Source organism: Micromonospora sp. DSM 43699 (genome assembly GCF_055517075.1).
Genome location: NZ_JBTMMT010000089.1, coordinates 1 through 20,949, shown reverse-complemented (window position 1 = coordinate 20,949; position 20,949 = coordinate 1). Strand labels below are relative to the sequence as shown.

The window sequence follows — 20,949 nt, the reverse complement described above, 5'->3', positions numbered from 1 at the left end:
GGTGATCAAGAGGTTTGCGTCACCGGGCACGCGATTTCTGACCTAAACCTCTTGATCACCGGGGCGGGACGGGGCAGGGCGGGGCGAGGCGGGGCAGGGCGGGGCAGGGCGGGGCGGGGCAGGGCGGCAGAGGGTTGGGGTGGTTGGGTCAGAGCATGGTTTGGGATTTGGCGTTGAGGTCGGCGGCGGCTTCTTCCTTGGACTCCTTGGTCAGGGGCTTGCCGCCGGGGGCGGGGGCCTTGCCGCCGAGCGGGTCGGCGCCGCCGGCGGCGCCCTGCGGGCCGGCGCCCCGGAGCTGGTCGTTCGGCAGGGCCAGGGTGACCAGCACGGCGACCAGGGCGACCAGGCCGGTGGTCAGGAAGACCAGGTGCAGCGACTCGACGAAGGACGCCTGGATGGCCGCCCGGACCGGGCCGGGCAGGGCCAGGATCGTCGCCGGGTCGTTGATCGAGATGTTAGTGCCGCTGCCCGCCACCGCCGCCCGCTGCTCGGCCGGGAGTTGGGCGATCGCGCCGGGCAGCCGGTCGGCGAGCCCGCTGGCGAGCCGCGAGGAGAGCACCGCGCCCAGGATGGCCACCCCGAACGAGCCACCCAGCGACCGGAAGAACGTCGCCGAGGAGGTCGCCGCGCCCAGGTTCCGGACGTCCACCGCGTTCTGCACGCCGAGGATCAGCGACTGCATGCACAGGCCCAGCCCGACGCCGATCACCACCATGTAGCCGAACGCCGCCCAGAGCGAGCTGTCCACCTGGAGCCGGGTGAACAGCAGCATGCCGACGACCAGCACCACCGAACCGGCCACCGGGAACCACTTGTACCGGCCGATCCGGCTCATCGCCCGGCCGGTGACGATCGAGGTGACGATGATGCCGGCCATCATCGGCAGCATCAGCAGGCCGCTGCGGGTGGGCGAGGCGCCCTTGACGATCTGCAGGTAGAGCGGGATGAAGATGATCGACCCGAACATCACCAGACCGAGTACGAAGCCGGCCGCGTTGGCCAGGGCGAACGTGGCCGACCGGAACAGCCCCAACGGCAGGATCGGCTCGGCGACCCGGGCCTCCTGGAACAGGAACGCCACCCCGAGCACCGCGCCGGCCACGAACAGCCCGATGATCGTCGCGGAGCCCCAGGGGTAGGAGTTGCCGCCCCAGCTCAGCGCCAGCAGCAGCGCGCTCACCCCGGCTACCAGCAGCCCGGCACCCAGCCAGTCGACTGTGTGGTCCCGCCGCTCGAACGGGATCAACCGCAGCACGTGGTAACAGACCACGATCGCCAGGATCGCCAGCGGCACGTTCAGATAGAAGATCCACCGCCAGTTGGTCTCGGCGAAGTAGCCACCGACCAGCGGCCCGGCCACCGAGGAGACCCCGAAGACCGCGCCGAACAACCCCTGGTAACGGCCGCGTTCCCGGGGCGAGACCACGTCCGAGATGATGGTGAACGCCAGCGTCATCAGGCCGCCCGCGCCGATGCCCTGCACCCCCCGGGTGACGATCAGCTGGGTCATGTCCTGCGACAACCCGGCCAGCAGCGAGCCGAGCAGGAACGTGCCGATCGAGAAGAGGAAGACCGGCCGGCGGCCGTACAGGTCGGCCATCTTGCCGTACAGCGGGGTGGAGGCGGTGGAGGCGAGCAGGTAGGCGGTGACCACCCACGAGTAGTGGTCGATCCCGCCCAGCTCGCCGACGATGGTGGGCAACGCCGTACCCACGATGGTCTGGTCCAACGCGGCCAGCAGCATGCCGGTCATCAGGCCGAACATCAACAGGCGCAGCTGGCGGGCCCGGAGCACCGGGCGGCCGTGGGTCTGGGCGGTCATCCCGCCTTCTTTCCCGGTTCTCCCCGAACATGCCTGCCCGCCGGGAAAAACCGCGAGCGGTTCCGTCCCGGGGCGCGATGATCAGGCAGGTCGCGTCGCGTCGGCACCCACCGGGGGACCCCGGTGGGTGCCGACACCCGCCGGGGGATCAGGCGCCGGCGGCGAACCGGTCGACGATCGCCGCGCAGAAGGCCGGAAGGTCGTCGGGGTTGCGGCTGCTGACCAGGCCGCCGTCGGTCACCACCTGCTCGTCCACCCAGGTCGCGCCGGCGTTGGTGAGGTCGGTACGCAGGCTCGGCCAGCTCGTGATCCGGCGACCGGACACCACGCCCGCCTCGATCAACGTCCACGGCCCGTGGCAGATCACCCCGACCGGCTTGCCGGCCGCGAAGAACGCCTTGACGAACCGGACCGCGTCCGGGTCGGTGCGCAGGAAGTCCGGGTTGGCCACTCCGCCGGGCAGCACCAGCGCGTCGTAGCCGTCGGCGTCCGCGTCGGCCGCCGTCACGTCCACGTCGTACGTCTTGCTCTGGTCAAGGTGGTTGAACGCCTGGATGCTGCCGGGCTTGAGCGACACCAGTTCGGCGGTCGCCCCGGCGTTCTCGACCGCCTCGCGCGGCTGGACGTACTCGACCTCCTCCACCCCGTCGGAGGCGAGGAAGGCGATCCGCTTGCCCTGCAATGTGTTCGTTGCCATGTCGATTTCTCCTCTCCGGTTACCTCTGGTCGGTTCCCGGGGCCGATGGCCCGAAACGTGACGCCCCTCGCCCGGTCGCCGAGCGGGCAGGCCACCCGCGCCGCCCACGCCACCGCCCCGCCGCCCCGCCGCCCCCGACCCGGCCCGGCCCGCCTGCGAGCAGGTTTGAGCAGGTCAGGCCGGGGGACGCCGGTGGGCATGGCAGGAGCAGCAGCGGAACAGCGCCGGCTCGCCACCGTCGTGGAGAGCTGGCGGGAACGGCCCGTCCTCGTCGTCGGCGACGCCATGCTCGACGAGTGGCGGTTCGCCGAGTCGGAGCGGCTGTGCCGGGAGGCGCCCGCGCCGATCCTCACCCTTCGTCGACGGATCACCGCCGCCGGTGGGGCCGCGAACACCGCAGTCAACGTCGCCACCCTCGGCGGTCGGGCCCTGCTCGTCGCCCCGGTCGGCGCGGACGTGGCCGGCGACGAACTGCACGACTGCCTGGACCGGGCCGGAGTCTGGGACCGTACCGTCGGCGAGCCGCACCGGCCGACCCCGGTGAAGCGCCGGATGCTGGCGGGCAACCAGATCCTGCTCCGGGAGGACTCCGGCGACCCGGACGAACCACTCGACGACGACGGCGTCGCCCGGCTGCTCACCGCCCTGGGCTGCGCCACCGAGGAGCTGCGGGCGGCGGCCGGTGGGGCCGCGCCCACCCTGGTGGTCTGCGACTACGGCCTGGGCGCACTGCCCACGCCGGTGCGCGCCTGGCTGGTCGCCCACCGGCACCGGTACGCCACAGTCGCCCTGGACGCCCACGACCTGGCCGACTGGCGGGGGTTGAACCCGACTGTGGTCACCCCCAGCTTCGCCGAGGCGACCCGGCTGCTGGCCAGGGCCGCCGCCGGCTTCGGCACTCCGCCCGCCCCGACCCGTACCGGCAGCACCGGCCTGCACCTGGACCACCCACCGAACGACCCGGCGGACGGGCCGTCGGAGCTGGTCGTCGGCACCGCCCCGGGCGGGGTCGGCCAGGCCCCGGTCGGCCCGACCGGTGAACCGACCCCAGGCGAGGGCCGGGTCGCGATGACCGGCGACGGGCTGAGCGTGACCGGGGCCGGGGTGACCGTCAACGCCAGGGTCGGCGAGGGCGTCGACCGGGCGGAACTGGCCCAGGCTCGGCTGGCCGAGTTGCGTGCGCACACCGGCGCGGACGTGGTGGCGGTGACCCTGGACACCGAGGGCGCCATCGTCGGCGGCGCGGACGGGGCGCCCCGGCGCAGCCACAGCACCCCTGTCCCGGCCAGTCACGCCGTCGGCGCGGGGGACGCCTACCTGGCGGCGATGACCCTCGCGCTGGCCGCCGAGGCGTCGCTGCCGACCGCCGCCCAACTGGCCCAACTGGCCGCCACCATCACCGTCTCCGACACCGGCACCTGTGTATGCCGCCGGGAGGACCTGCTCGACGCGCTCGGCGACACACCCGACGGCACCGCCCACCCGACGCTTGTCGGCACCGGCGAGCTGGACGCCATCGTCGCCGACCACCGACGGGCCGGCCGGTCGGTGGTCTTCACCAACGGCTGCTTCGACGTGCTGCACCCCGGTCACGTGCGTTACCTGGAACAGGCCCGGGCCCTCGGCGACCTGCTGGTGGTCGCGGTCAACTCCGACTCCAGCGTCCGCCGGCTCAAGGGACCCGACCGGCCGGTCAACCCGGTCGAGGACCGGATCACCCTGCTCGCCGCGCTGTCCTGCGTGGACCACGTGGTGGTCTTCGAGGACGACTCTCCGGTCGACCTGATCGAGGCGGTCCGACCCGACGTGTACGTCAAGGGCGGCGACTACCCGCCGGAGATGGTCCCGGAGGCCCCGTTGGTACGCCGGCTCGGCGGTCAGGTGCGCACCCTCGGCTACGTGCCGGACCGGTCCACCTCGGCGATCATCGATCGGATCCGCGCCCAGACCACCGGCCCCGCCGCCACCCGGACCACCACCACCACCGCGCCGGCCGACCGGGTCGAGGCGACGCGCGGTGCCGCCGATCCCCCGGCGGCACCCGACCCGGGTACGACGACGGCGCACCCGACCCCGACCGCGCAGAGCTCGGGTAGGCCCCGGTGAACCGACCGCTCGACCCCGGCACGACCGGGGAGTTCCGCCGACCCCGCCGGCTCGACGTGCTGATCCCCACCCGCAACCGGCCGGCCGAGCTGGCGGTCACCCTGGCCGGGCTGGCCGCCCAGGCCGGGGTGCCCGACTTCGGGGTGGTGGTCAGCGACCAGTCCGACGGCGACCCGGCATACGCGCACCCGGCGGTGGCCACCATGGTCCGGGCGTTACGCCACCAGGGGCACCCGGTGCTGCTCACCCGCCGGCTGCCCCGACGCGGGCTGGCCGAACACCGGGCGTACCTGCTGGACCGGTCGGTGGCCCGGTACGTGCTCTGCCTCGACGACGACGTCTGGCTGGAACCGGGCACCCTAAGCCGGCTGGTGACCGCGATCGGGGAGCTGGGCTGCGGGTTCGTCGGCAACGCGGTGCACGGCCTGTCCTACGTCGACGACGTCCGCCCCGAGACGCACGGGCACTACGAGGAGTGGGACGGGCCGGTCGTCCCGGAACTGGTCCGCCCGGACACCCCGCAGTGGGACCGGGCGGCCATCCACCCGGCCGCGAACCTGCTGCACGTACAGCGGAAGCTGGACCTGCCGCCAGGAGCGTGGCGGGCGTACAAGGTCTCCTGGATCGGCGGGTGTGTGCTCTACGACCGGGCGGCGCTTGTCGATTCGGGCGGCTTCGAGTTCTGGCGGCGGGTGCCGGCGGACCACCAGGGCGAGGACGTCGCCGCCCAGCTCGCCGTGCTGGCCCGGTACGGCGGCGCGGGCGTGCTGCCCAGCGGCGCGTACCACCTGGAGTCGCCGACCACTGTCACCGAGCGTGCCGTCGAGGCGTGGGAGGTAGTCGCCGCCGACACCCCCCAGCCGGCCTGAGCCGCGCCAGCCCGCTGCCGGGCGGGCCGTCCACCGGGACGGTGCGCTCGACCGTCAGCCGGTGCCGGCAGCGCCCGGCCCGGGGCGGAGCAGGTCGGTGGCGGCTTCCAGCACCTCCGCCACCGGCACGTCGGCGACGAACGAGTCCCGGTGCGGGCAGTTGCCGTCGCCGGGTCGGTGCGGATAGATCCCCGGCGTGCAGTCGACCCCGCAGACCGGGCAGTGCGTCGTCCAGGCGGCGATCGGCCGGTGCCGGGCGCGCAGCGGCGTCGCCCCGTTGATCATGTTGCCGACCCAGTAGACGCCCACCGTCGGGGTGCCCACCGCCCCGGCCAGGTGCAACGGGCCGGTGTCGTTGGAGACCACCAGACCGCAGCCGGCGTACGCGGCGGCCAGCCCGCCGAGGCCGAGCGTGCCGACCTGCGGCCGGACCGGCACCCCGGCCGCCGCGACCACCTCGTCCACCACCTCCCGCTCGGCGGGGGTGCCGGTGACCAGCACCTCGTACCCGTCGCCGTGCAGGGCCCTGGCCACCTCGGCGAACCGGCGCGCCGGCCAGCGCCGCCGGGTGTCGCTCGCCCCGGGGTGCAGCGCCACCCGGGGCCGCGCCGGCTCGCCCAGCACTGCCCGCGCCTGCGCCCGGTCCGCGTCGGTCACCGCAAGCGTCGGTACGACGGTGACGGCGGCCGCCCCGACCAGGGCCACCACCTCCAGGTAGCGGATCACCTCGGGCTGGTAGTAGACGTAGCGGAGCCAGCGGTCCAGCGGTGGGGCGTCCTCGGCGCGCAGCCCGGCGGTGACCCGGGCCCCCAGCCTGCTCATGATCGGGTTCGAGTTGGCCCCGCCCCCGTGCATCTGCAATGCCAGGTCGTAGCCCTCCCGGGCGGCGTCGGCGAGGAAGTCGTCGAGCGACCCCGGTGTCTCGTCGGGGCCGGGCTCGCGGATGCCGGGGGCCGGCGGGACGACGAGCACCCGGTCGACCGGGCCGGGCCGGCCCTGCCACAGCGCCGCGTGCCAGGGCGCCCCGAACAGCACGATCTCCGCCGTCGGGTAGGCCGCCCGCAGCGACTCCAGGGCGGGCAGCAGGAAGACGAGGTCGCCGAGCGCGTTGGCCCGCAGCACCGCGATCCGGGCCACGTCGGGCACCCGCTCACCCACCGGTCCGCCCAGGGCGGGGCTGGCCACCGGTCGGCTCAGGACCGGGCTCACCACCGGGCCGCCCGGGATCGGGCTCACCACGGACTCGGCCGGGGTCGGGCTCACCACCGGGCCACCTACGGCCGGTCGAGGGGGTCGACGGTGGTGCCGGGGTGGTGCAGCTCCCGGTCGGCCGCCGGGTCCACGCCGCTGGGCGTACCGCTGCGGGTCGGGCCGGGCGGGTAGCCGGTGCGGCCGACGGTGATGGTGCGGGGCGTGGGCCGGGCCGCCCGGGGCAGGTGGACCCGGAGCAGGCCGTGGTCCATCACCGCGTCGATGGCCCCGGGGTCCACCCGGGACGGCAGGTCCACCCGGTACTCGAAGCCACGGGTCTCGACACCGCCGGGAATGCCCTGGTCGGCGTTGACCTCGGCCTCCGACCGGGCCCGGACGCAGAGCTCCCGGTCGGCCAACTCGACGGCGACCTCCTCCGGTGCCACCCCGGGCAGCCGGACGACCACCTCCCAGCCGTCGGCGACCTCGGTCAACTCGACGTCCGGCGAGGCGCCCCGGCCACCGACCAGACGGCTCAACTCGGCACGCAACGACTGGAGCTCGCCCATCGGGTCCCAGCCCTGCTGGCGGCTGCGCCACCCCCGGCCCGGCTGATCGGTCATCGCACCTCTCCCACCGGTCGGCGGGCCGCAACGGGCCGCAGTGAGCTGGGGGCGTCCAGGCCGGCGTCCCGGTCGACCCCGACGCCCAGCCGGTCGACAAGTTCCCCACCGAGCCAGGCGCTGATGCCGAGAATCGCCACGCCGACCACCTCGATGGCGATCAGCGCGCCGCCGGCCGCCCGGGAGTCGGCGTTCAACCGGACCGCCCAGACGGCGGCGAAGAGCAGGATCACCGCGACGTTCGCCGCCGCGTGGGTCAGCGCCACCCGCTTGGCCCGGGTGCCGGACGGGATGGCCAGCAGGTCGAACGCGCCGGCCGCCGCGGCCAACAGGCCACCGACCAGACCGACGGTGATGTTCCAGTACGCCACCTCGGCGAGGAAGTCGGGGCCGCCGACGGTGTCCACGACGTCGAAGAGGGTGCCGGTGACAAGCAGCGCGACCGGGAACATCACAAGCATCGGGTGTACCGGGTGCCCGAGCACCTTCAGTCGGCTCTCCATGACGGCCCTCCACTGCTTCGTCCGGGGGCAGGGTGAGCCGCACCCGCCGTCGCCGGGGGCAAACCCGCTCGCCACGCCCGCCTAGGCTGACGGACGGCGGTCGGTGTGCCACCGTCCGCCACCGGGACCAACGGACGGGGGAGGCGGACGTGACGGTGGAGATCACCTCGCACGAGGAGTTACGCGCCCTGCTGGGGGCGCCGATGCCCCGGGCAGCGGTCAAGGAACGTGCCGTGCTGCACGAGCGGGACCGGCAGTGGTTGGCCGCCTCGCCGTTCTGCCTGGTCGCCACGGCCGGTGCGGACGGTAGCTGCGACGTGTCCCCCAAGGGCGACCCGGCCGGCTTCGCGCTGGTGCTGGACGACCGGACGATCGCCATCCCGGAGCGGCCGGGCAACCGGCGGGCCGACGGCTACCGCAACATCCTCGACAACCCGCACGTCGGGCTGATCTTCCTGATCCCGGGCCGGACCGACACCCTGCGCATCAACGGCCGGGCGAAGCTGGTCCGCGACGCGCCCTACTTCGACGACATGCTGGTCCAGGGGCACCGGCCGGTGCTCGCCGTCGAGGTGGTCGTCGCGCAGGTCTTCTACCACTGCGCGAAGGCGTTCCTCCGCTCCGAGCTGTGGCGACCGGAGACCTGGCAGCCGGACGTGCTGCCGTCCCGGGCCCGGCTGATCAAGGAGGTGGAGGCACCACCGGAGAGCCTGACCGACCTGGAGCACTACTACGGCCCGGCGTACGCGGACAAGCTCTACCGGGGCTGACCGCCGGGGCGGCCCGGCCCGGTCGGCGGGTCAGCGGTCCCAGGGCGGCGGTACGCGGACCGAGGCCATGCCCGCCGCCGTCGCCGCCGCGACACCCAGGTCGGTGTCCTCGAAGACCAGGCAGTGCTCCGGCGGTACGTCGAGCAGCCGGGCCGCCATCAGGTAGCACTCCGGGTCCGGCTTGGCCCGCGCGTAGTCCTCGGCGCAGACCAGCACGTCGAACCGGTCGAGCAGGCCGAGCGCGGTGAGCGAGGCGGTCACCGACTCGCGGGTGCTGCCGGAGACCACGGCGAACGGCACCTGCCGGTGCGCCTGCTCGATGTGCGCCAGCACCCCGGGTACGGCGGTGAGCTGCGGCAGGAAACTCTGGTAGGCGTCCTCCCGGCGACGGGCCACCACGTCGACCGGCATGGCCAGCCCGTGCCGCGCGTTGAGGTCGACGACGATGTCGGCCACCGGGCGGCCACCCCAGGCGTAGAAGAGGTCCTCGGGCAGGTCGCAGCCCCACTCGTCGAGCGCCGCCCGCCAGGCCAGATGGTGCACCGGCATGGAGTCGACGATGGTGCCGTCGCAGTCGAACAGGTAGGCCCGGAAGTCACCGGGCGGCAGGGGCAGCACCGGCCCAGGATAGCCACGCTCGCCGGTCCCCGGGTGTGGTGGTCAGCGGCCGAGGAGGTCGTCGAGTTCGTCGTCGAACAGCAGGCCGGGATCGAACCCCATCCCGGTGAAGTGGCCGGCGAACTCCAGCGACAGGATGCCGTGCACCCGCGTCCAGAAGGCCAGCGCCTGGCGCAGCGCCGCGGCCGGCACCGTCGGGTCCGCGACCCAGTCGCGATGCTCGTCGAGATGGGCCTCGAACCGTCGCCCTGAGGGCACGACGTCGCGCCGACGGTACGCGTCGACCACCGTCGCCATGATCTCGGCCGAGATGGCGGTGGTGTCGTCGGGGGCACGAGGTCGTCATCGTCGTCCTCGGCATCGCCCTCGCGGTCGCCTACCACGCCCTGCGCAGCCGCCGCAGCGTCCGGTAGCCGACGAGAGGCGAGAGGCCCTGGTCGGGGTGGGCGACCGGCAGCTCGCCGTAACGGGAAACCCGGCGACACCGATCCGCCGTTCCGGAATGCTGCCGCCATGACCATCACCCGCGCCAACCCCGAAGGCCTGCACTCCACCCCGGGGTACCACCACGTCACAGTCGTTCCGGCCGGGCGTACCGCCCACCTCGCCGGACAGTGTCCGCTGGATGCCGACGGCACCCTGGTAGGGGCCGACGACGTCGACGCCCAGGTCGACCAGATCGCCAGGAACGCACTGGCCGCCCTCCGATCGGTGGGTGCCGGCCCGGAGCACGTCGTCCGTACCGTGATCTACGTGGTCAGCACCGATCAGGCCGTACTCGCCCAGGTCTGGCGACGCCTGCTGGCCTCGCCCCTCGCCGCCGCGTTCACGACCGCCAGCACCCTTCTCGGGGTGGCACAACTCGGCTTCACCGGGCAACTGGTCGAGGTGGACGTGACCGCGGCCCTTCCCGAGGTGCCCTGACGCACACCGCCGGCACCGCTGGTGGCGTGGCCTCGGAAACGGCGAAGCCCAGGCCGGTGACCTGGGCTTCGCTACCGATTCAGGAGGTGCAGAACGGTGCCGGCCGGGTGAGGCCAAGCTCCTTGCACTCCCATCCGGTGCCCTGTTCGTAGTACCGCCAACCTGTATCGATCGTGTAGTGGAACAGGTAGCGGACGTTGCCGCCGGCCGGGCGCTTCACGTCGGCTGCCGCCCAGGTCTCCGCGCACTGCACGGTGGTGGACGCGAACGACCAGTCCTGCGGCAGTTCGACCAGGTCCCCGAGGGTCTGGATCGATGGACAGTCGGGTGTTTCGGGACCGGTGGTGCCGGGGGCGGCCGCGGGTGGCGCCGACAGGTCGGACCGGTGGCTCACGGCGAAGGCGACGGTGCCGCCGATGGCGAACACCGCCGCTGCGGCTGCGGCACCGGTGGCGAGAGTCGCCCGCCGTTGCGACTGCCGCGACTTACGCAGGGACCGCTCGTACAGGTCGGCGCTGCCGCCGTACTCGCTCAGATCGGACATGGCCTGACGCAGCGGCCCGAGGTCGTCGGTCATCAGGCCTCCTCCATCACGGCCGAGAGCAGCTCCGGCGCTATCTGCCGCATACGGGCCAGCGCCTTGCTGGTCTGACTCTTGATCGTGCCGACCGAACACTGCAACAGAATCGCGGCCTCGGCCTCGCTGCGGTCCTCGAAGAAGCGGATCACCAGCACCGCGCGCTGCCGCTGGGTGAGTTGGGCGAGAGCCTGGTGCAGGGCGAGCTTGAGATCGGTACGGCGGGCGTGGTCACTGCCGGGCTGCGCCACGTCGGCCAACTCCCCGGGCAGGGACTCGGCCACCCTGCGACGCCGCCACCAGCTCACATGCTGGTGGTACATCGCAGTACGGGTGTACGCCTCGAAGTGCCCCGGATCGTCCAGCCGCCGCCGGCCCCGATGGGTGCGGGCCAGCGCGTCCTGCACCAGGTCCTCGGCGAGGTGGCGGTCGCCGGTCAGCAGGAACGCCGTCCGGAGCAACGCCGGCGAGCGGGTCCGGACGAACTCCCGGAACTGATCGTCGATCGACTCCGCCATACCCCGCTCGTGCCCCCCACCTAACGCACAGGTCGTCAGGGCGCGGCGACGTCGGTGCGCGGCCGGCTGACTGTGGTGCACACCGTAACTGGTGTGCACCACAGTGCGCGACCGCGGTCGATCCGACCGGTCAGGAGATACAGAACGGCGCCGGCTCGGTCAGGCCGAGGTCCTTGCAGTCGTATCCGCTGCCCTCGCCGTAGTACTTCCAGCCCGTACCGGCCGTGTAGTGGAACAGGTAGACGCCGTCACCGGCCTTCGGGCCCTGCGGGTCGGCTCCCGCCCAGTCCTTCACACACTCGACACTGCCGAAGGTCATGCCCTTCGGCAGCTCGACCAGGGATTCCAGCGCCTTCGCCGAAGGACACTTGGGACTCGTGGTCGCCGGCTTCGTCGCCGCCGGCTTCGTCGCAGGCTTCGTCGCCGTGGTCGCCGGCTTCGTCGCCGTGGTCGCCGGGTCCGAGACGCAGAACGGCGCCGGCTCGGTCAGGCCGAGCTCCTTGCACTCTTGTCCGCTGCCCTCGCCGTAGTACTTCCAGCCCGTCCCCGCCGTGTAGTGGAACAGGTAGACGCCGTCACCGACGCCCGGACCCTGCGGGTCGGCCCCCGCCCAGTCCTTCACACACTCGACACCGCCGAAGGTCACGCCCTTCGGCAGCTCGACCAGCTTCTGCAGGTTGGTCCCCGAGGGACAGTCGGCACTGTTGACATCCCCGGGTGCCTGGGTGGTCGCCGTGGGCGTGGCACCGGGGGCGCCTGCGGTGGAGCCGGAACTGGGTGCCTCCGTGGCGTTGCAGGCGGTAAGTGCGAACAGAACGGCGGCAGCGGGCAGCAGCAGACGACGTGCAGACATTTCCGGACCCCTATGGATCGTGGCGATCGTTGCTTACACCCGGGTACATGCGATCCACCGCCCGCAGGTTGCCGCCGGCCGGAACTTTTCTCGAATCTCTCGGCGACCGTGCGCCACGAGCCCACCGCACGGAGGCTTCCACCCCGGCGTCAGACGACGGCGGGCAGGACAGGCGGGCGCTCGTCGGTCAGCAGATCGGGCAGCGCGGAACTCACAGCAACAGCACCTTGGACCGCCCGGCCCGCGACCGTCGCGGTTATGTACAGATTTACTCACTTTCATCCGTTTGATGTAGATAATCTACGGGCGAAGTGTTTAGGGCGTGTTGGCCGGTCAGGCGGTTACCGACGTCCCGCCCCCGGTCGGTCCTTCGACCATCAACGGGGACCTGGGGGTTGGCCGGGCCGGCCTGGGGGTGGCCACTCCCAACGGTCTGACCGGGGCCTGCGGTGGCGGCACGATCTCGGCGACCGCCGGTGGCGGGAGCATCAGTCTGACCGGAGCGACATCGCCGGCTGGCGGGAATTGCACCCTCTCGGTGAACGTCACCGGCACCACAAGCGGAACGAAGGTCAACACCAGCGGCCCGGTGGACTCGACCGAGAGCGGCCCGGGTGCCCCGCCTCGGCAAGACTCATGGTCGGTAAAGGCATCCTGCCCGTCACCGGAAGCGCCAGCGCGAGCTACGCCGCCGTCGCCCTGACCATGATCGGCCTCGGTGCGGTGCCGGTCGCAATGCACTACCGGTCGGTCCGGCGTCGGCGCCACGCAGCCTAGCCTCGTCCACCTCAAGGGCAAGGGCTTCTTCCGGAAGACCGACGCCTGCCTCAAATGAACTATCCCGCTCACATTCTTGTGGGGGACAGGGGGCGATTCACAACTGCATCGATGAAAATGAGGCCCTGACCAGCGCTGGCGCTGGTCAGGGCCTCCCTCTGAGCCGCCTGACGGAATCGAACCGTCGACCTACGCCTACCGAACGTCACGAGCCAGAGCTTGCTACTGATCGTCGGCGTCCATCACCGACCTGCACAGACACGATCGCAAGCTCATCAACGCCGGTCACCGATAGCTGTCCATAAGCAGCGGTTTTCGGGGGGTGAGCGGGGGCACCGCTGACCCCTTGCCGGACAGGCACGACCCCGGCCGGTTCAGGCGATCTTGCGGCGGTAGGCAGCCATCGCAAACGCGTAGGCGATGACCAGGATTCCGGCGCACCAGGCGAGTGCGATCCAGATGTCGTTGCCAACGGGCTGTTGCTCGAACAGTGCTCGGATGGCGTTGACGATCGCGGTGACCGGCTGGTTCTCGGCAAAGGCTCGCACTGGGCCGGGCATCGTCTCGGTGGGGACGAACGCCGAACTGATGAACGGCAGAAAGATGAGTGGATACGAGAAGGCGGACGCCCCGTCCGGGGTGGATGCGGTCAAGCCGGGGATCACTGCGAGCCAGGTCAGGGCGAGGGTGAACAGCGTGAGCATGCCCGCCACGGCGAGCCAGGCCAGCAGCCCGGCGGAGGAGCGGAAGCCGATCACCAGCCCGACTCCGATGATGACCACCACGGAGATGCCGTTGGACACCAGAGAGGTCAGCACATGGCCCCACAGCACCGATGACCGGACGATCGGCATCGAGTGGAACCGTTCGAAGATGCCGCTCTTCATGTCCGTGAACAGCCGGAATCCCGTGTATGAGATGCCGCTGGCGATCGCGATCAGCAGGATGCCCGGCATCAGATAGTTGACGTAGTTGTCGGTGTCGGCCTGGATCGCGCCGCCGAAGACGTATCGGAACAACAGCAGGAACGCGATGGGCATGATCGTCACCGTGATGATGGTGTCGAGGCTACGGGTCACGTGCTTGATCGAGCGGTCGAGCATCACGCCGGTGTCACTGAGGACGTGAGTGGTCATGATCAGGCCTGCTTTCCGACGACGGCGAGGAACACTTCCTCGAGGGTGGGCTGCCGTTCCACGTACTCGACCTTGGCTGGCGGCAGCAGTTTCCGCAGGTCGGCCAGGGTGCCGGAGACGATGATCGTGCCCCCGTGCAGGATCGCGATCCGGTCGGCGAGCTTCTCCGCCTCTTCCAGGTATTGCGTGGTCAACAGCACCGTCGTCCCATCGCCGGCGAGCTTCTGGATCTCGTTCCATACCTCGATGCGGCCCTCCGGATCGAGGCCGGTGGTCGGCTCGTCGAGGAAGATGACCGGAGGGTCACCGATGAGGCTCATCGCGATATCGAGCCGGCGGCGCATGCCTCCCGAGTACGTCCCGACGCGGCGCCCGCCGGCGTCGGCCAGCCCGAACCGGTCGAGCAGTTCATCAGCGATCTGGCGGGGGTTGCCGACCCGGCGCAGCCGGCCAACCATGACCAGGTTCTCGCGGCCGGTGAGGATCTCGTCGACGGCGGCGAACTGCCCGGTCAGGCTGATCGATTCGCGCACCCGCACCGGCTCGGACCCGACATCGAACCCCTGGACGCTTGCCGTGCCGCCGTCCGGCTTGAGCAGGGTGGACAGGATGCGCACGACAGTGGTCTTGCCTGCGCCGTTCGAGCCGAGCAGCGCGAAGATGCTGCCGCGCGCCACTTCGAAATCGACGCCCTTGAGGACGGGTAGTTCCTTGTAGGACTTGCGCAATCCGTTGACCCGAATCGCCGGGCTGGCTGTTGCCATGTGCCGCCTCCTGTGCTTGGGCATGGGTCATCGCCGGCGGTCGCCGTTGGCTCCGTCCGTGATGTGGGGACGTGTGTGATCGACGGGCGAGCCGACGCTCGTCCGTGGTTGGTCAGGCGCGGATCAGATGTCGAGGTCCTCGATCGTCGGTTCGTGAACGGCGTCGAGAACCAGCTTGTAGAGCTCGGACGGGACGATCTCGCGCAGCGCGTCGAGGTCGTCGGCGATGCGCAGGCTGGAGTCGGCGGGAATGCGTGTCCAGGATTGGTTGGCGCTCCAGTCGCCGACCCAGGCGCGCCAGCCAGTGCGGTACTTCTCGGCGTTCGGCCCGATGTTCACATGCGCCTCGGACCGCTCGAGGTGGGCGACGTACTTTCCGCTGCGGGTGCGGTAGACCTGGTAGGTCTCGTCGCGCTCGTTGCCGGTCCGCTCCATCTCGGCCAGCAGCACGCCGGAGAACCGCTGTTTGCGGCCGAGCCCCGGCCCGACGCGCACGACGACATCGTCGTACCCCTGCTGCCGGCCCTCCTCGACCTCGACGTAGCGGCGCAGCGCGGCGGCGATGGCCGCCGACAGGGTGCCGCCGGCAAGCTCCTGGGCGCGCTGAAAGAGCGGCAGGTCGTCGTCGGACACGTAGATGGTCTTGTTGGGCACGACCTGACTACACGTACGCCTATACGTACACGCGACGCCGGCGCTATCGGGTCACGGACTCCTGATAGACGTCGGCATAAGTGCGCGAGTCCTTGATCAGGTCATCGCAGAAGGCGGCGACGTCGGCGCCCGTGACTTCCAGAACGCCCTTGCCGGCCACGACGCCCTCCTCGAAGAAGTCGACGATCCCAGGGAGCAGACCCTCGTCGAGCAGATCGGTCGGCCCGACCTTGAACAGGTAGCGCTGCATCTCCTCGTAGACGATCCGATAGTCGGGCGGGAGAGCCTTGACCCGAGCGACGTGCGCCCGCCACTGCTTCTTGCCCTCGATGATGTCCTGGATGCTCACGTCAGTCTCCTAGCCGGGCCAGTTTGCGTGCGACGTTCCGGTTCAGCTGCCTCCGCCACCGGTCGCGGTAACTGCGGGCGCCCGCGCCGCCGGCCAGCGCCGACGTGAAGCCGGCAATGTCGTCGCCGAGCACCTCGTCGATGCGCTGCCCATCGGCTGCGGCTTCCTCGAGCAACCCGAGAGCGGCGTCGGCGATAGGGGTCAGGTTGCGGCCCGTGAAGCTCCCGTACGGGGAGAGGTGAGCCACTATCTGCCCCCACGCGGCCCGATAGTCGGCCGGCAACGCCTGCGCCCGGCCTTCGAACGCTTTCCACTCTCGGGTCAGATCGCTGCCCGTGATGGTCTCCCAGAAGCTCATGCCCCGGCCTCCTTGAGTTTGTCGATCCGCGAGGAGACGTACTGCCACTTCGCCCAGAACGTCGCGAGCTCCCTGCGCCCGGTGTCGTTGAGCGTGTAGAACTTGCGCGGCGGACCCACTTCGGACGGCCGCTTCGCAACCTGGACAAACTTGTTGCGCTCCAGACGCAGCAGGATGGTGTACACCGTGCCGTCGATGACGTCGGTGAAACCGAGCTCGTTCAGGCGACGCGTGATGGCGTAGCCGTAGGTCTCCTCACGGCCGATGATTTCGAGCACGCACCCCTCGAGCGTGCCCTTCAACATCTCGGTCAGATCCTCCACATCAACCTCCAATCCGCTATCTGGTACGACGGGGTACTGGTATACGGTATCACCGAGTACCGCTAGTCGGTAGTACCGAGTACTGGAAACTTCTGCCGGTCAGGAGTGGAAGCGGTAGCCCAAGCGAGGCTCGACGAGAAGGCGGGTCCAACCGCGCAGCCCGGTGGAAACCGGGCGGGCCCATCCCCCCGCCAGCAGAACCCGCCAGCCGGCGCGGCGCAGCGGGTCCTCGCAAGCTCCCGTCGCACCAGGGTCCTGTCAGACCATCGGCGACGCCAAGCCGCAGGGCGGAGTCTTCGGGGGGCGACTCAAATATTCATCGATACAAGAGATGCCCTGACCTGCGTCTCCGCTGGTCAGGGCATCATCCGAGCCGCCTGACGGAATCGAACCGTCGACCTACGCGTACCGAACCCAGTGGTCCTGCATCGTCGTCGACTGTCAGGACTTGGCGCTGAGCCGTACAAACGACCCGGCAGAATACTCATCGTTGGTCACCACTGGTCTGCCGTTGGCAGGGACTTTCGAGGGGTGAACGGGGGCGGCCACCAGGCGCGGCGCATTGCTGTCGCCGGGAAGGTGTCAGGCATCCTCGTCGCGGGTCGCCCCCGCTGTGTCCTGCCGAGGGGCGTACCCGGCTCAGTGATGTGTGTCAGGCTGCGGGTTGCTCGTTGGGGAAGAAGACCTTCTCGACCTGATCGTGGTTGGTGTGCAGCTCCCAGTAGAGCGGCGCGATCTCCTCCGGCGCGGTGGCGCCCGGCTGGCGGGCGAGCCACGTGCCGATTGCGACGTGGCCGACCTGCACTCCCCGGGGAGCGGCAGCGGCGTGCAGGCCGTGGGCCCAGTTGCGGAGCCATGCCGCAGCCGGGCCGACGTTGCCGAATATATCGTGACCCATCTCCGGACGCACGGAGGTGGCGCCGGTGGTGAACAGGATCGTGCCCGAGCCTCGGGCGAGCATCTCCGGCAGCACCTCGCTGACGGCAGCAACGGCTCCGTGTACGAGGAAATCGAGATGGACCTGCACGTTTTCGTGGGTCAGCTCGGTGGAGGGAGCCATCGGCAGCGCCGGGTTGGACGGCGAATACTCGAAGACGTCGATCTGCCCGAATCGCTGCCTGACCGCAGCGAGGCCGGCGACGATCGACGGCCGGTCGGTCACGTCGGCAGCGAAGGCCGCCGCTTCGATGCCCTGACCGATCAGTTCGGCCACGACCGGCTCCAGCTTGGCCGGGGTCCGCGACAGCAGCGCGACCTGGTGGCCTTCCTTGCCGAAGGTCTGAGCGATGGCGAGTCCCATTCCGGGACCGGCACCCATGATGGCGATGGTGGGCATGACTTTCTCCTTAGATCACGTGGTGAACAGTGGGATGGAACAACGGACCGACTGCCGCCGGGGCTGGCGCGGCGGGCAGGGTCGGCGTCAGTTGCTGATCTGCAGTTCCTGCCGTACGTATCGCAGATTCTCGGCATGAGCGAGCATGAATTGCGCGAGCTCGGCCCGGGAAGTGTGTGAGCCGACCCGGTCCCCGGATCCGGTCCCGGTGCGCACTTCGACCCTCCCGATCCAGTTTCATCAGGTCTCCTGAGCCTGGTCTGAGCCGGATCACCGAGGGGCTCATGGCACAAAGTGAGGACACCCTCAGCTTGTGCTGCCACCATAGCACGCAAGTTGAGGAGCACCTCAAGTTGATAGGCTGTGCGGCATGTCCCCCGAACCCGCACCTGCCGCGACCACGGCCCCCGCCCGGCCGCTGCGTCGCGACGCGCAGCGCAACCGCGACTCGCTACTCGCGGCCGCTCAGGCCGTGTTCGCCGAACAGGGGATGGAGGCGTCGCTGGAGCAGGTCGCCAAGCGGGCTGGAGTGGCCATCGGCACGCTCTACAACCACTTCCCCGCCCGGCTGGACCTGGTGCAGGAGGCCTTCGCCGGCAAGCTCGCGATCTGGGTCACCGCCGCCGAGCAGGCCCTGACCATGGACGACGCGTGGGAAGGACTGTGCCTGTTCCTGGAAACCATGTGCGAACTCCAGGCCCGCGACCGGGGCTTCAACGACTTCGCCTCGATCCGGCTACCGGAAAACGCCTGCCTGGCCGGCCAGCAGACCCGGATCCACGACCTCGGCATACGCATCGTCAAACGGGCCCAACAACAAGGCCACCTCCGGCCCGACCTGGCCCCCGAGGACCTCGCCTTCGTCATCTGGTCCCACAGCCGGATCATCGAGGCGACCGACGGCATCGCCCCGCACGCCTGGCGTCGTCACCTGCACCTGATGCTCGACGGATTCCGCGCCGAGCGCGCCCACCCACTGCCCGAACCGCCCCTGACCCCCGAACAGCTCTACCGAGCCATGCTGCGCCTCGGCGGCACCGACACCCTCCGTCCAGCCACGTCCACGGAGGGGTTCTCGGGGGGCGATTCAAAACCGCATCGATGAAAATGAGGCCCTGACCAGCGAACCTGCTGGTCAGGGCCTCACACTGAGCCGCCTGACGGAATCGAACCGTCGACCTACGCATTACGAGTGCGTCGCTCTAGCCGACTGAGCTAAGGCGGCAACGATCGTTGAGTGTACGGCACGAGCCCACCCGGGATCGACCGGGCTCCCGGCCGACCGACCCGGACATCAAGGGACATCGGCGGACAGTGCGACGGCTAGGCTGCCCGGGTGAGCGACGACCACGCCACCCCCGACCACCACGCCACCCCCGACCACCACGCCACCCCCGACCACCACGCCACCCCCGACCACCACGCCACCCCCGCCGACCCCGCCACCCCTGCCGATCCTGGCGACACCGCCACGCCGGACCCGGATGCCGAGCACGCCCCCGGTGAGCGGGCGGTCCGTCGGCCGCGCGGCACCGATCCGGTGGAGCTGGGCTTCACGCCCCGCAGACCGGTCCCCTGGCTCGCGCCGTTCCTGTTGATCAGCACCGGCATCCGTACCCTGCTGGCGATGCTGTTCGGGGCGTACCTGGACAAGCGGGAGTTGCAGAACGCGCTCGACGCGCGGATCGGCGAGCAGGTCGGGCCGGACGGCGGGCTCTGGCTGGACTACGTGGCCGACCTGGGCGACGGTTTCGACGCCACGTACTCGGTGGCCTACCTGCTGGCCCAGCCGGAGCTGACTGTCGACGGGCACCGGCTGCCCCGGGCGCAGACCCTGGTGATGGGGGGCGACCAGGTCTACCCGTCGGCGGCCTACGAGGCGTACGAGGACCGGTGCAAGGGGCCTTACCAGGCGGCGCTGCCGGTGGCCCCGCCGGAGCGGCCGACGCTGTTCGCGGTGCCCGGCAACCACGACTGGTACGACGGGCTGACCGCGTTCCTGCGGCTCTTCGTCCGCTCCCGGGACCGGAACTTCGGCGGCTGGGGCACCGGACAGTCCCGGTCGTACTTCGCGGTGCGACTGCCGGCGGGGTGGTGGCTGCTCGGCCTGGACGACCAGTCGGGGTCCTACCTGGACGACCCGCAGCTCGCCTACTTCGACGAGGTGGCCCGCCGGCTCGGCCCGGACTCCCGGGTGATCCTGGCGGTGCCGGCACCGACCTGGGTGAAGTCCGTCGACCACCCCACCGCGTACGACTCGATCGACTACTTCGTCCGGACGATCATCGCGCCCACCGGCGCGCACGTCCGGCTGCTGGTCTCCGGCGACCTGCACCACTACGCCCGGTACGCCGGCCCGGGACGACAGTTGATCACCTGCGGCGGGGGCGGCGCATACCTGTACCCGACGCACACCCTGCCCGAGCGGATCGAGGTGCCACCGAAGGACACCCTGTCCCGCCGGGCCAGTCGCACCCGCGCGTACGACCTGGTGGCCCGTTTCCCGGACGCGGCCCGCTCCCGCCGGTACGGCTGGGGGATCTTCCACCGGCTGCCCCGACGCAACCCGGGCTTCGGCACCCTGCTCGGCACCCTGCACACGCTGCTGATGCTCGCCATGGCGGGTGTCGCGGCCAACCGCACCGGCACCGAGCAGCGGTTTTTCAGCGTCCCGTTGGTGATCATGTTGGCGGTGACGCTGCTCGGCGCGGCCTTCTTCGCCAAGCCGCCCAGTGCCGGCGGAAAACGGCACGTCCGGCACTGGCTGCTCGGCGTCGGTCACGGGCTCGCGCACGTGGTGCTCGCCGTCGCCGGCACCTGGGCCTGGCTGCACCTGCCGTTCTACGACTGGCCGTGGCCGCTGCCGGCGGTCGCCGCCGCCGTGCTCTACGGCCCGGTGATCGGGCTGGTGGCCACCCAACTGGTGGCCGGTTACCTGCTGGTGGCGGGGGCGTTCGGGGTCAACGTCAACGAACTCTTCGCCGGCCAGGGCATCGAGGACTCGAAGTCGTTCCTGCGGATGCGCTTCGACCCGGACGGCACGCTCACCGTCTATCCGATCGCCGTCGACCGGGTCTGCCACGACTGGCAGGTCAACCCCGACCAGTCCCCCACCGCCTCCTGGCTGACCCCCCACACCCCCCTAACCCCCCACCTAGCCGAACCCCCCATAACCCTCACC

At 70.8% G+C, this 20,949-nt stretch carries 23 protein-coding genes, 1 tRNA gene and 1 pseudogene; 7 read left to right on the top strand and 18 right to left on the bottom strand.

What is annotated here, in order from left to right; genetic code table 11:
• Nucleotides 1-148 precede the first annotated feature (148 nt).
• A complete protein-coding gene (locus tag AC0AIB_RS28410) occupies nt 149-1,822 on the bottom strand; it encodes an MDR family MFS transporter (protein ID WP_328340728.1) in 1,674 nt (557 codons plus the stop codon).
• 148 nt (nt 1,823-1,970) lie between these two features.
• Nucleotides 1,971-2,519 carry a type 1 glutamine amidotransferase domain-containing protein gene (locus AC0AIB_RS28405; RefSeq protein ID WP_328340730.1) on the bottom strand — a complete coding sequence of 183 codons (549 nt, stop codon included), beginning with the start codon at nt 2,517-2,519 and terminating at the stop codon, nt 1,971-1,973.
• A 198-nt stretch (nt 2,520-2,717) separates the two neighbouring features.
• Between AC0AIB_RS28405 and rfaE2 the strand changes: the two genes are divergently transcribed.
• On the top strand, nt 2,718-4,625 hold the full coding sequence (gene rfaE2, locus AC0AIB_RS28400; protein WP_465097836.1) for a D-glycero-beta-D-manno-heptose 1-phosphate adenylyltransferase: 1,908 nt from the start codon (nt 2,718-2,720) through the stop codon (nt 4,623-4,625).
• A complete protein-coding gene (locus AC0AIB_RS28395) occupies nt 4,622-5,494 on the top strand; it encodes a glycosyltransferase family 2 protein (protein ID WP_328340734.1) in 873 nt (290 codons plus the stop codon). The genes rfaE2 and AC0AIB_RS28395 overlap by 4 nt, the downstream gene beginning before the upstream one ends.
• A gap of 54 nt (nt 5,495-5,548) precedes the next feature.
• Here the strand turns inward: AC0AIB_RS28395 and AC0AIB_RS28390 are convergent, their stop codons facing one another.
• The 3 genes from AC0AIB_RS28390 to AC0AIB_RS28380 all read right to left on the bottom strand — a co-directional run bounded on the left by AC0AIB_RS28390 (nt 5,549) and on the right by AC0AIB_RS28380 (nt 7,811).
• The gene (locus AC0AIB_RS28390) at nt 5,549-6,706 is read right to left on the bottom strand and encodes a glycosyltransferase family 9 protein (RefSeq protein WP_465097837.1); all 1,158 of its coding nucleotides are present in this window, start codon (nt 6,704-6,706) and stop codon (nt 5,549-5,551) included.
• Between the two features lie 62 nt (nt 6,707-6,768).
• Nucleotides 6,769-7,308, bottom strand: a complete 540-nt coding sequence (locus tag AC0AIB_RS28385) for an Hsp20/alpha crystallin family protein (RefSeq protein ID WP_465097835.1) — start codon at nt 7,306-7,308, stop codon at nt 6,769-6,771.
• A complete protein-coding gene (locus AC0AIB_RS28380; RefSeq protein WP_328340738.1) occupies nt 7,305-7,811 on the bottom strand; it encodes a DUF2231 domain-containing protein in 507 nt (168 codons plus the stop codon). The genes AC0AIB_RS28385 and AC0AIB_RS28380 overlap by 4 nt, the downstream gene beginning before the upstream one ends.
• A 149-nt stretch (nt 7,812-7,960) precedes the next feature.
• Between AC0AIB_RS28380 and AC0AIB_RS28375 the strand changes: the two genes are divergently transcribed.
• The gene (locus AC0AIB_RS28375; protein ID WP_328340740.1) at nt 7,961-8,581 is read left to right on the top strand and encodes a pyridoxamine 5'-phosphate oxidase family protein; all 621 of its coding nucleotides are present in this window, start codon (nt 7,961-7,963) and stop codon (nt 8,579-8,581) included.
• Nucleotides 8,582-8,611: 30 nt separating this feature from the next.
• Here AC0AIB_RS28375 and AC0AIB_RS28370 read toward each other — a convergent pair whose 3' ends face one another.
• Entirely contained in the window at nt 8,612-9,199 is a 588-nt protein-coding gene (locus AC0AIB_RS28370) for an HAD family hydrolase (RefSeq protein WP_328340742.1), read from the bottom strand.
• A 42-nt stretch (nt 9,200-9,241) separates the two neighbouring features.
• A pseudogene (locus AC0AIB_RS28365) lies at nt 9,242-9,523 on the bottom strand (TetR-like C-terminal domain-containing protein); the annotation flags it as partial.
• Nucleotides 9,524-9,712: 189 nt separating this feature from the next.
• Between AC0AIB_RS28365 and AC0AIB_RS28360 the strand changes: the two are divergent.
• Nucleotides 9,713-10,123, top strand: coding sequence for a RidA family protein (locus tag AC0AIB_RS28360; protein ID WP_328340744.1), 411 nt, complete (start codon nt 9,713-9,715; stop codon nt 10,121-10,123).
• Nucleotides 10,124-10,202: 79 nt separating this feature from the next.
• On the opposite strand, the gene AC0AIB_RS28355 is transcribed toward AC0AIB_RS28360, so the two are convergent.
• The 3 genes from AC0AIB_RS28355 to AC0AIB_RS28345 all read right to left on the bottom strand — a co-directional run bounded on the left by AC0AIB_RS28355 (nt 10,203) and on the right by AC0AIB_RS28345 (nt 12,071).
• Nucleotides 10,203-10,700 carry a hypothetical protein gene (locus AC0AIB_RS28355; RefSeq protein WP_328340746.1) on the bottom strand — a complete coding sequence of 166 codons (498 nt, stop codon included), beginning with the start codon at nt 10,698-10,700 and terminating at the stop codon, nt 10,203-10,205.
• Entirely contained in the window at nt 10,700-11,218 is a 519-nt protein-coding gene (locus AC0AIB_RS28350) for a SigE family RNA polymerase sigma factor (protein WP_328340748.1), read from the bottom strand. Before AC0AIB_RS28350 ends, AC0AIB_RS28355 begins: the two co-directional genes overlap by 1 nt.
• A gap of 130 nt (nt 11,219-11,348) precedes the next feature.
• Nucleotides 11,349-12,071, bottom strand: coding sequence for a hypothetical protein (locus tag AC0AIB_RS28345; RefSeq protein ID WP_465097834.1), 723 nt, complete (start codon nt 12,069-12,071; stop codon nt 11,349-11,351).
• A gap of 322 nt (nt 12,072-12,393) precedes the next feature.
• On the opposite strand from AC0AIB_RS28345, the gene AC0AIB_RS28340 reads away from it, so the two are divergent.
• A complete protein-coding gene (locus tag AC0AIB_RS28340) occupies nt 12,394-12,774 on the top strand; it encodes a DUF7933 domain-containing protein (RefSeq protein WP_465097833.1) in 381 nt (126 codons plus the stop codon).
• Nucleotides 12,775-13,222: 448 nt separating this feature from the next.
• Here the strand turns inward: AC0AIB_RS28340 and AC0AIB_RS28335 are convergent, their stop codons facing one another.
• The 7 genes from AC0AIB_RS28335 to AC0AIB_RS28305 all read right to left on the bottom strand — a co-directional run bounded on the left by AC0AIB_RS28335 (nt 13,223) and on the right by AC0AIB_RS28305 (nt 17,768).
• A complete protein-coding gene (locus tag AC0AIB_RS28335) occupies nt 13,223-13,984 on the bottom strand; it encodes an ABC transporter permease (RefSeq protein WP_328340751.1) in 762 nt (253 codons plus the stop codon).
• A 2-nt stretch (nt 13,985-13,986) separates the two neighbouring features.
• Entirely contained in the window at nt 13,987-14,748 is a 762-nt protein-coding gene (locus tag AC0AIB_RS28330) for an ABC transporter ATP-binding protein (protein WP_328340753.1), read from the bottom strand.
• Nucleotides 14,749-14,871: 123 nt separating this feature from the next.
• Nucleotides 14,872-15,402, bottom strand: a complete 531-nt coding sequence (locus tag AC0AIB_RS28325) for an EXLDI protein (RefSeq protein ID WP_328340755.1) — start codon at nt 15,400-15,402, stop codon at nt 14,872-14,874.
• Between the two features lie 43 nt (nt 15,403-15,445).
• On the bottom strand, nt 15,446-15,751 hold the full coding sequence (locus AC0AIB_RS28320; RefSeq protein WP_328340757.1) for a DUF1048 domain-containing protein: 306 nt from the start codon (nt 15,749-15,751) through the stop codon (nt 15,446-15,448).
• A gap of 1 nt (nt 15,752) precedes the next feature.
• Complete coding sequence (locus AC0AIB_RS28315) at nt 15,753-16,109, bottom strand: DUF1048 domain-containing protein (protein ID WP_328340758.1); 357 nt, start codon at nt 16,107-16,109, stop codon at nt 15,753-15,755.
• Nucleotides 16,106-16,432, bottom strand: coding sequence for a PadR family transcriptional regulator (locus AC0AIB_RS28310; protein ID WP_328340760.1), 327 nt, complete (start codon nt 16,430-16,432; stop codon nt 16,106-16,108). The genes AC0AIB_RS28315 and AC0AIB_RS28310 overlap by 4 nt, the downstream gene beginning before the upstream one ends.
• 652 nt (nt 16,433-17,084) lie before the next feature.
• Entirely contained in the window at nt 17,085-17,768 is a 684-nt protein-coding gene (locus AC0AIB_RS28305) for an SDR family NAD(P)-dependent oxidoreductase (protein WP_465097832.1), read from the bottom strand.
• 370 nt (nt 17,769-18,138) lie between these two features.
• On the opposite strand from AC0AIB_RS28305, the gene AC0AIB_RS28300 reads away from it, so the two are divergent.
• Nucleotides 18,139-18,873 carry a TetR/AcrR family transcriptional regulator gene (locus AC0AIB_RS28300; protein ID WP_465097831.1) on the top strand — a complete coding sequence of 245 codons (735 nt, stop codon included), beginning with the start codon at nt 18,139-18,141 and terminating at the stop codon, nt 18,871-18,873.
• A gap of 46 nt (nt 18,874-18,919) precedes the next feature.
• On the opposite strand, the gene AC0AIB_RS28295 is transcribed toward AC0AIB_RS28300, so the two are convergent.
• Nucleotides 18,920-18,993, bottom strand: a tRNA-Thr gene (locus AC0AIB_RS28295).
• Between the two features lie 111 nt (nt 18,994-19,104).
• Between AC0AIB_RS28295 and AC0AIB_RS28290 the strand changes: the two genes are divergently transcribed.
• Nucleotides 19,105-20,949: metallophosphoesterase family protein (locus tag AC0AIB_RS28290; protein ID WP_465097830.1), on the top strand; the 1,845-nt coding region annotated here is incomplete at its 3' end.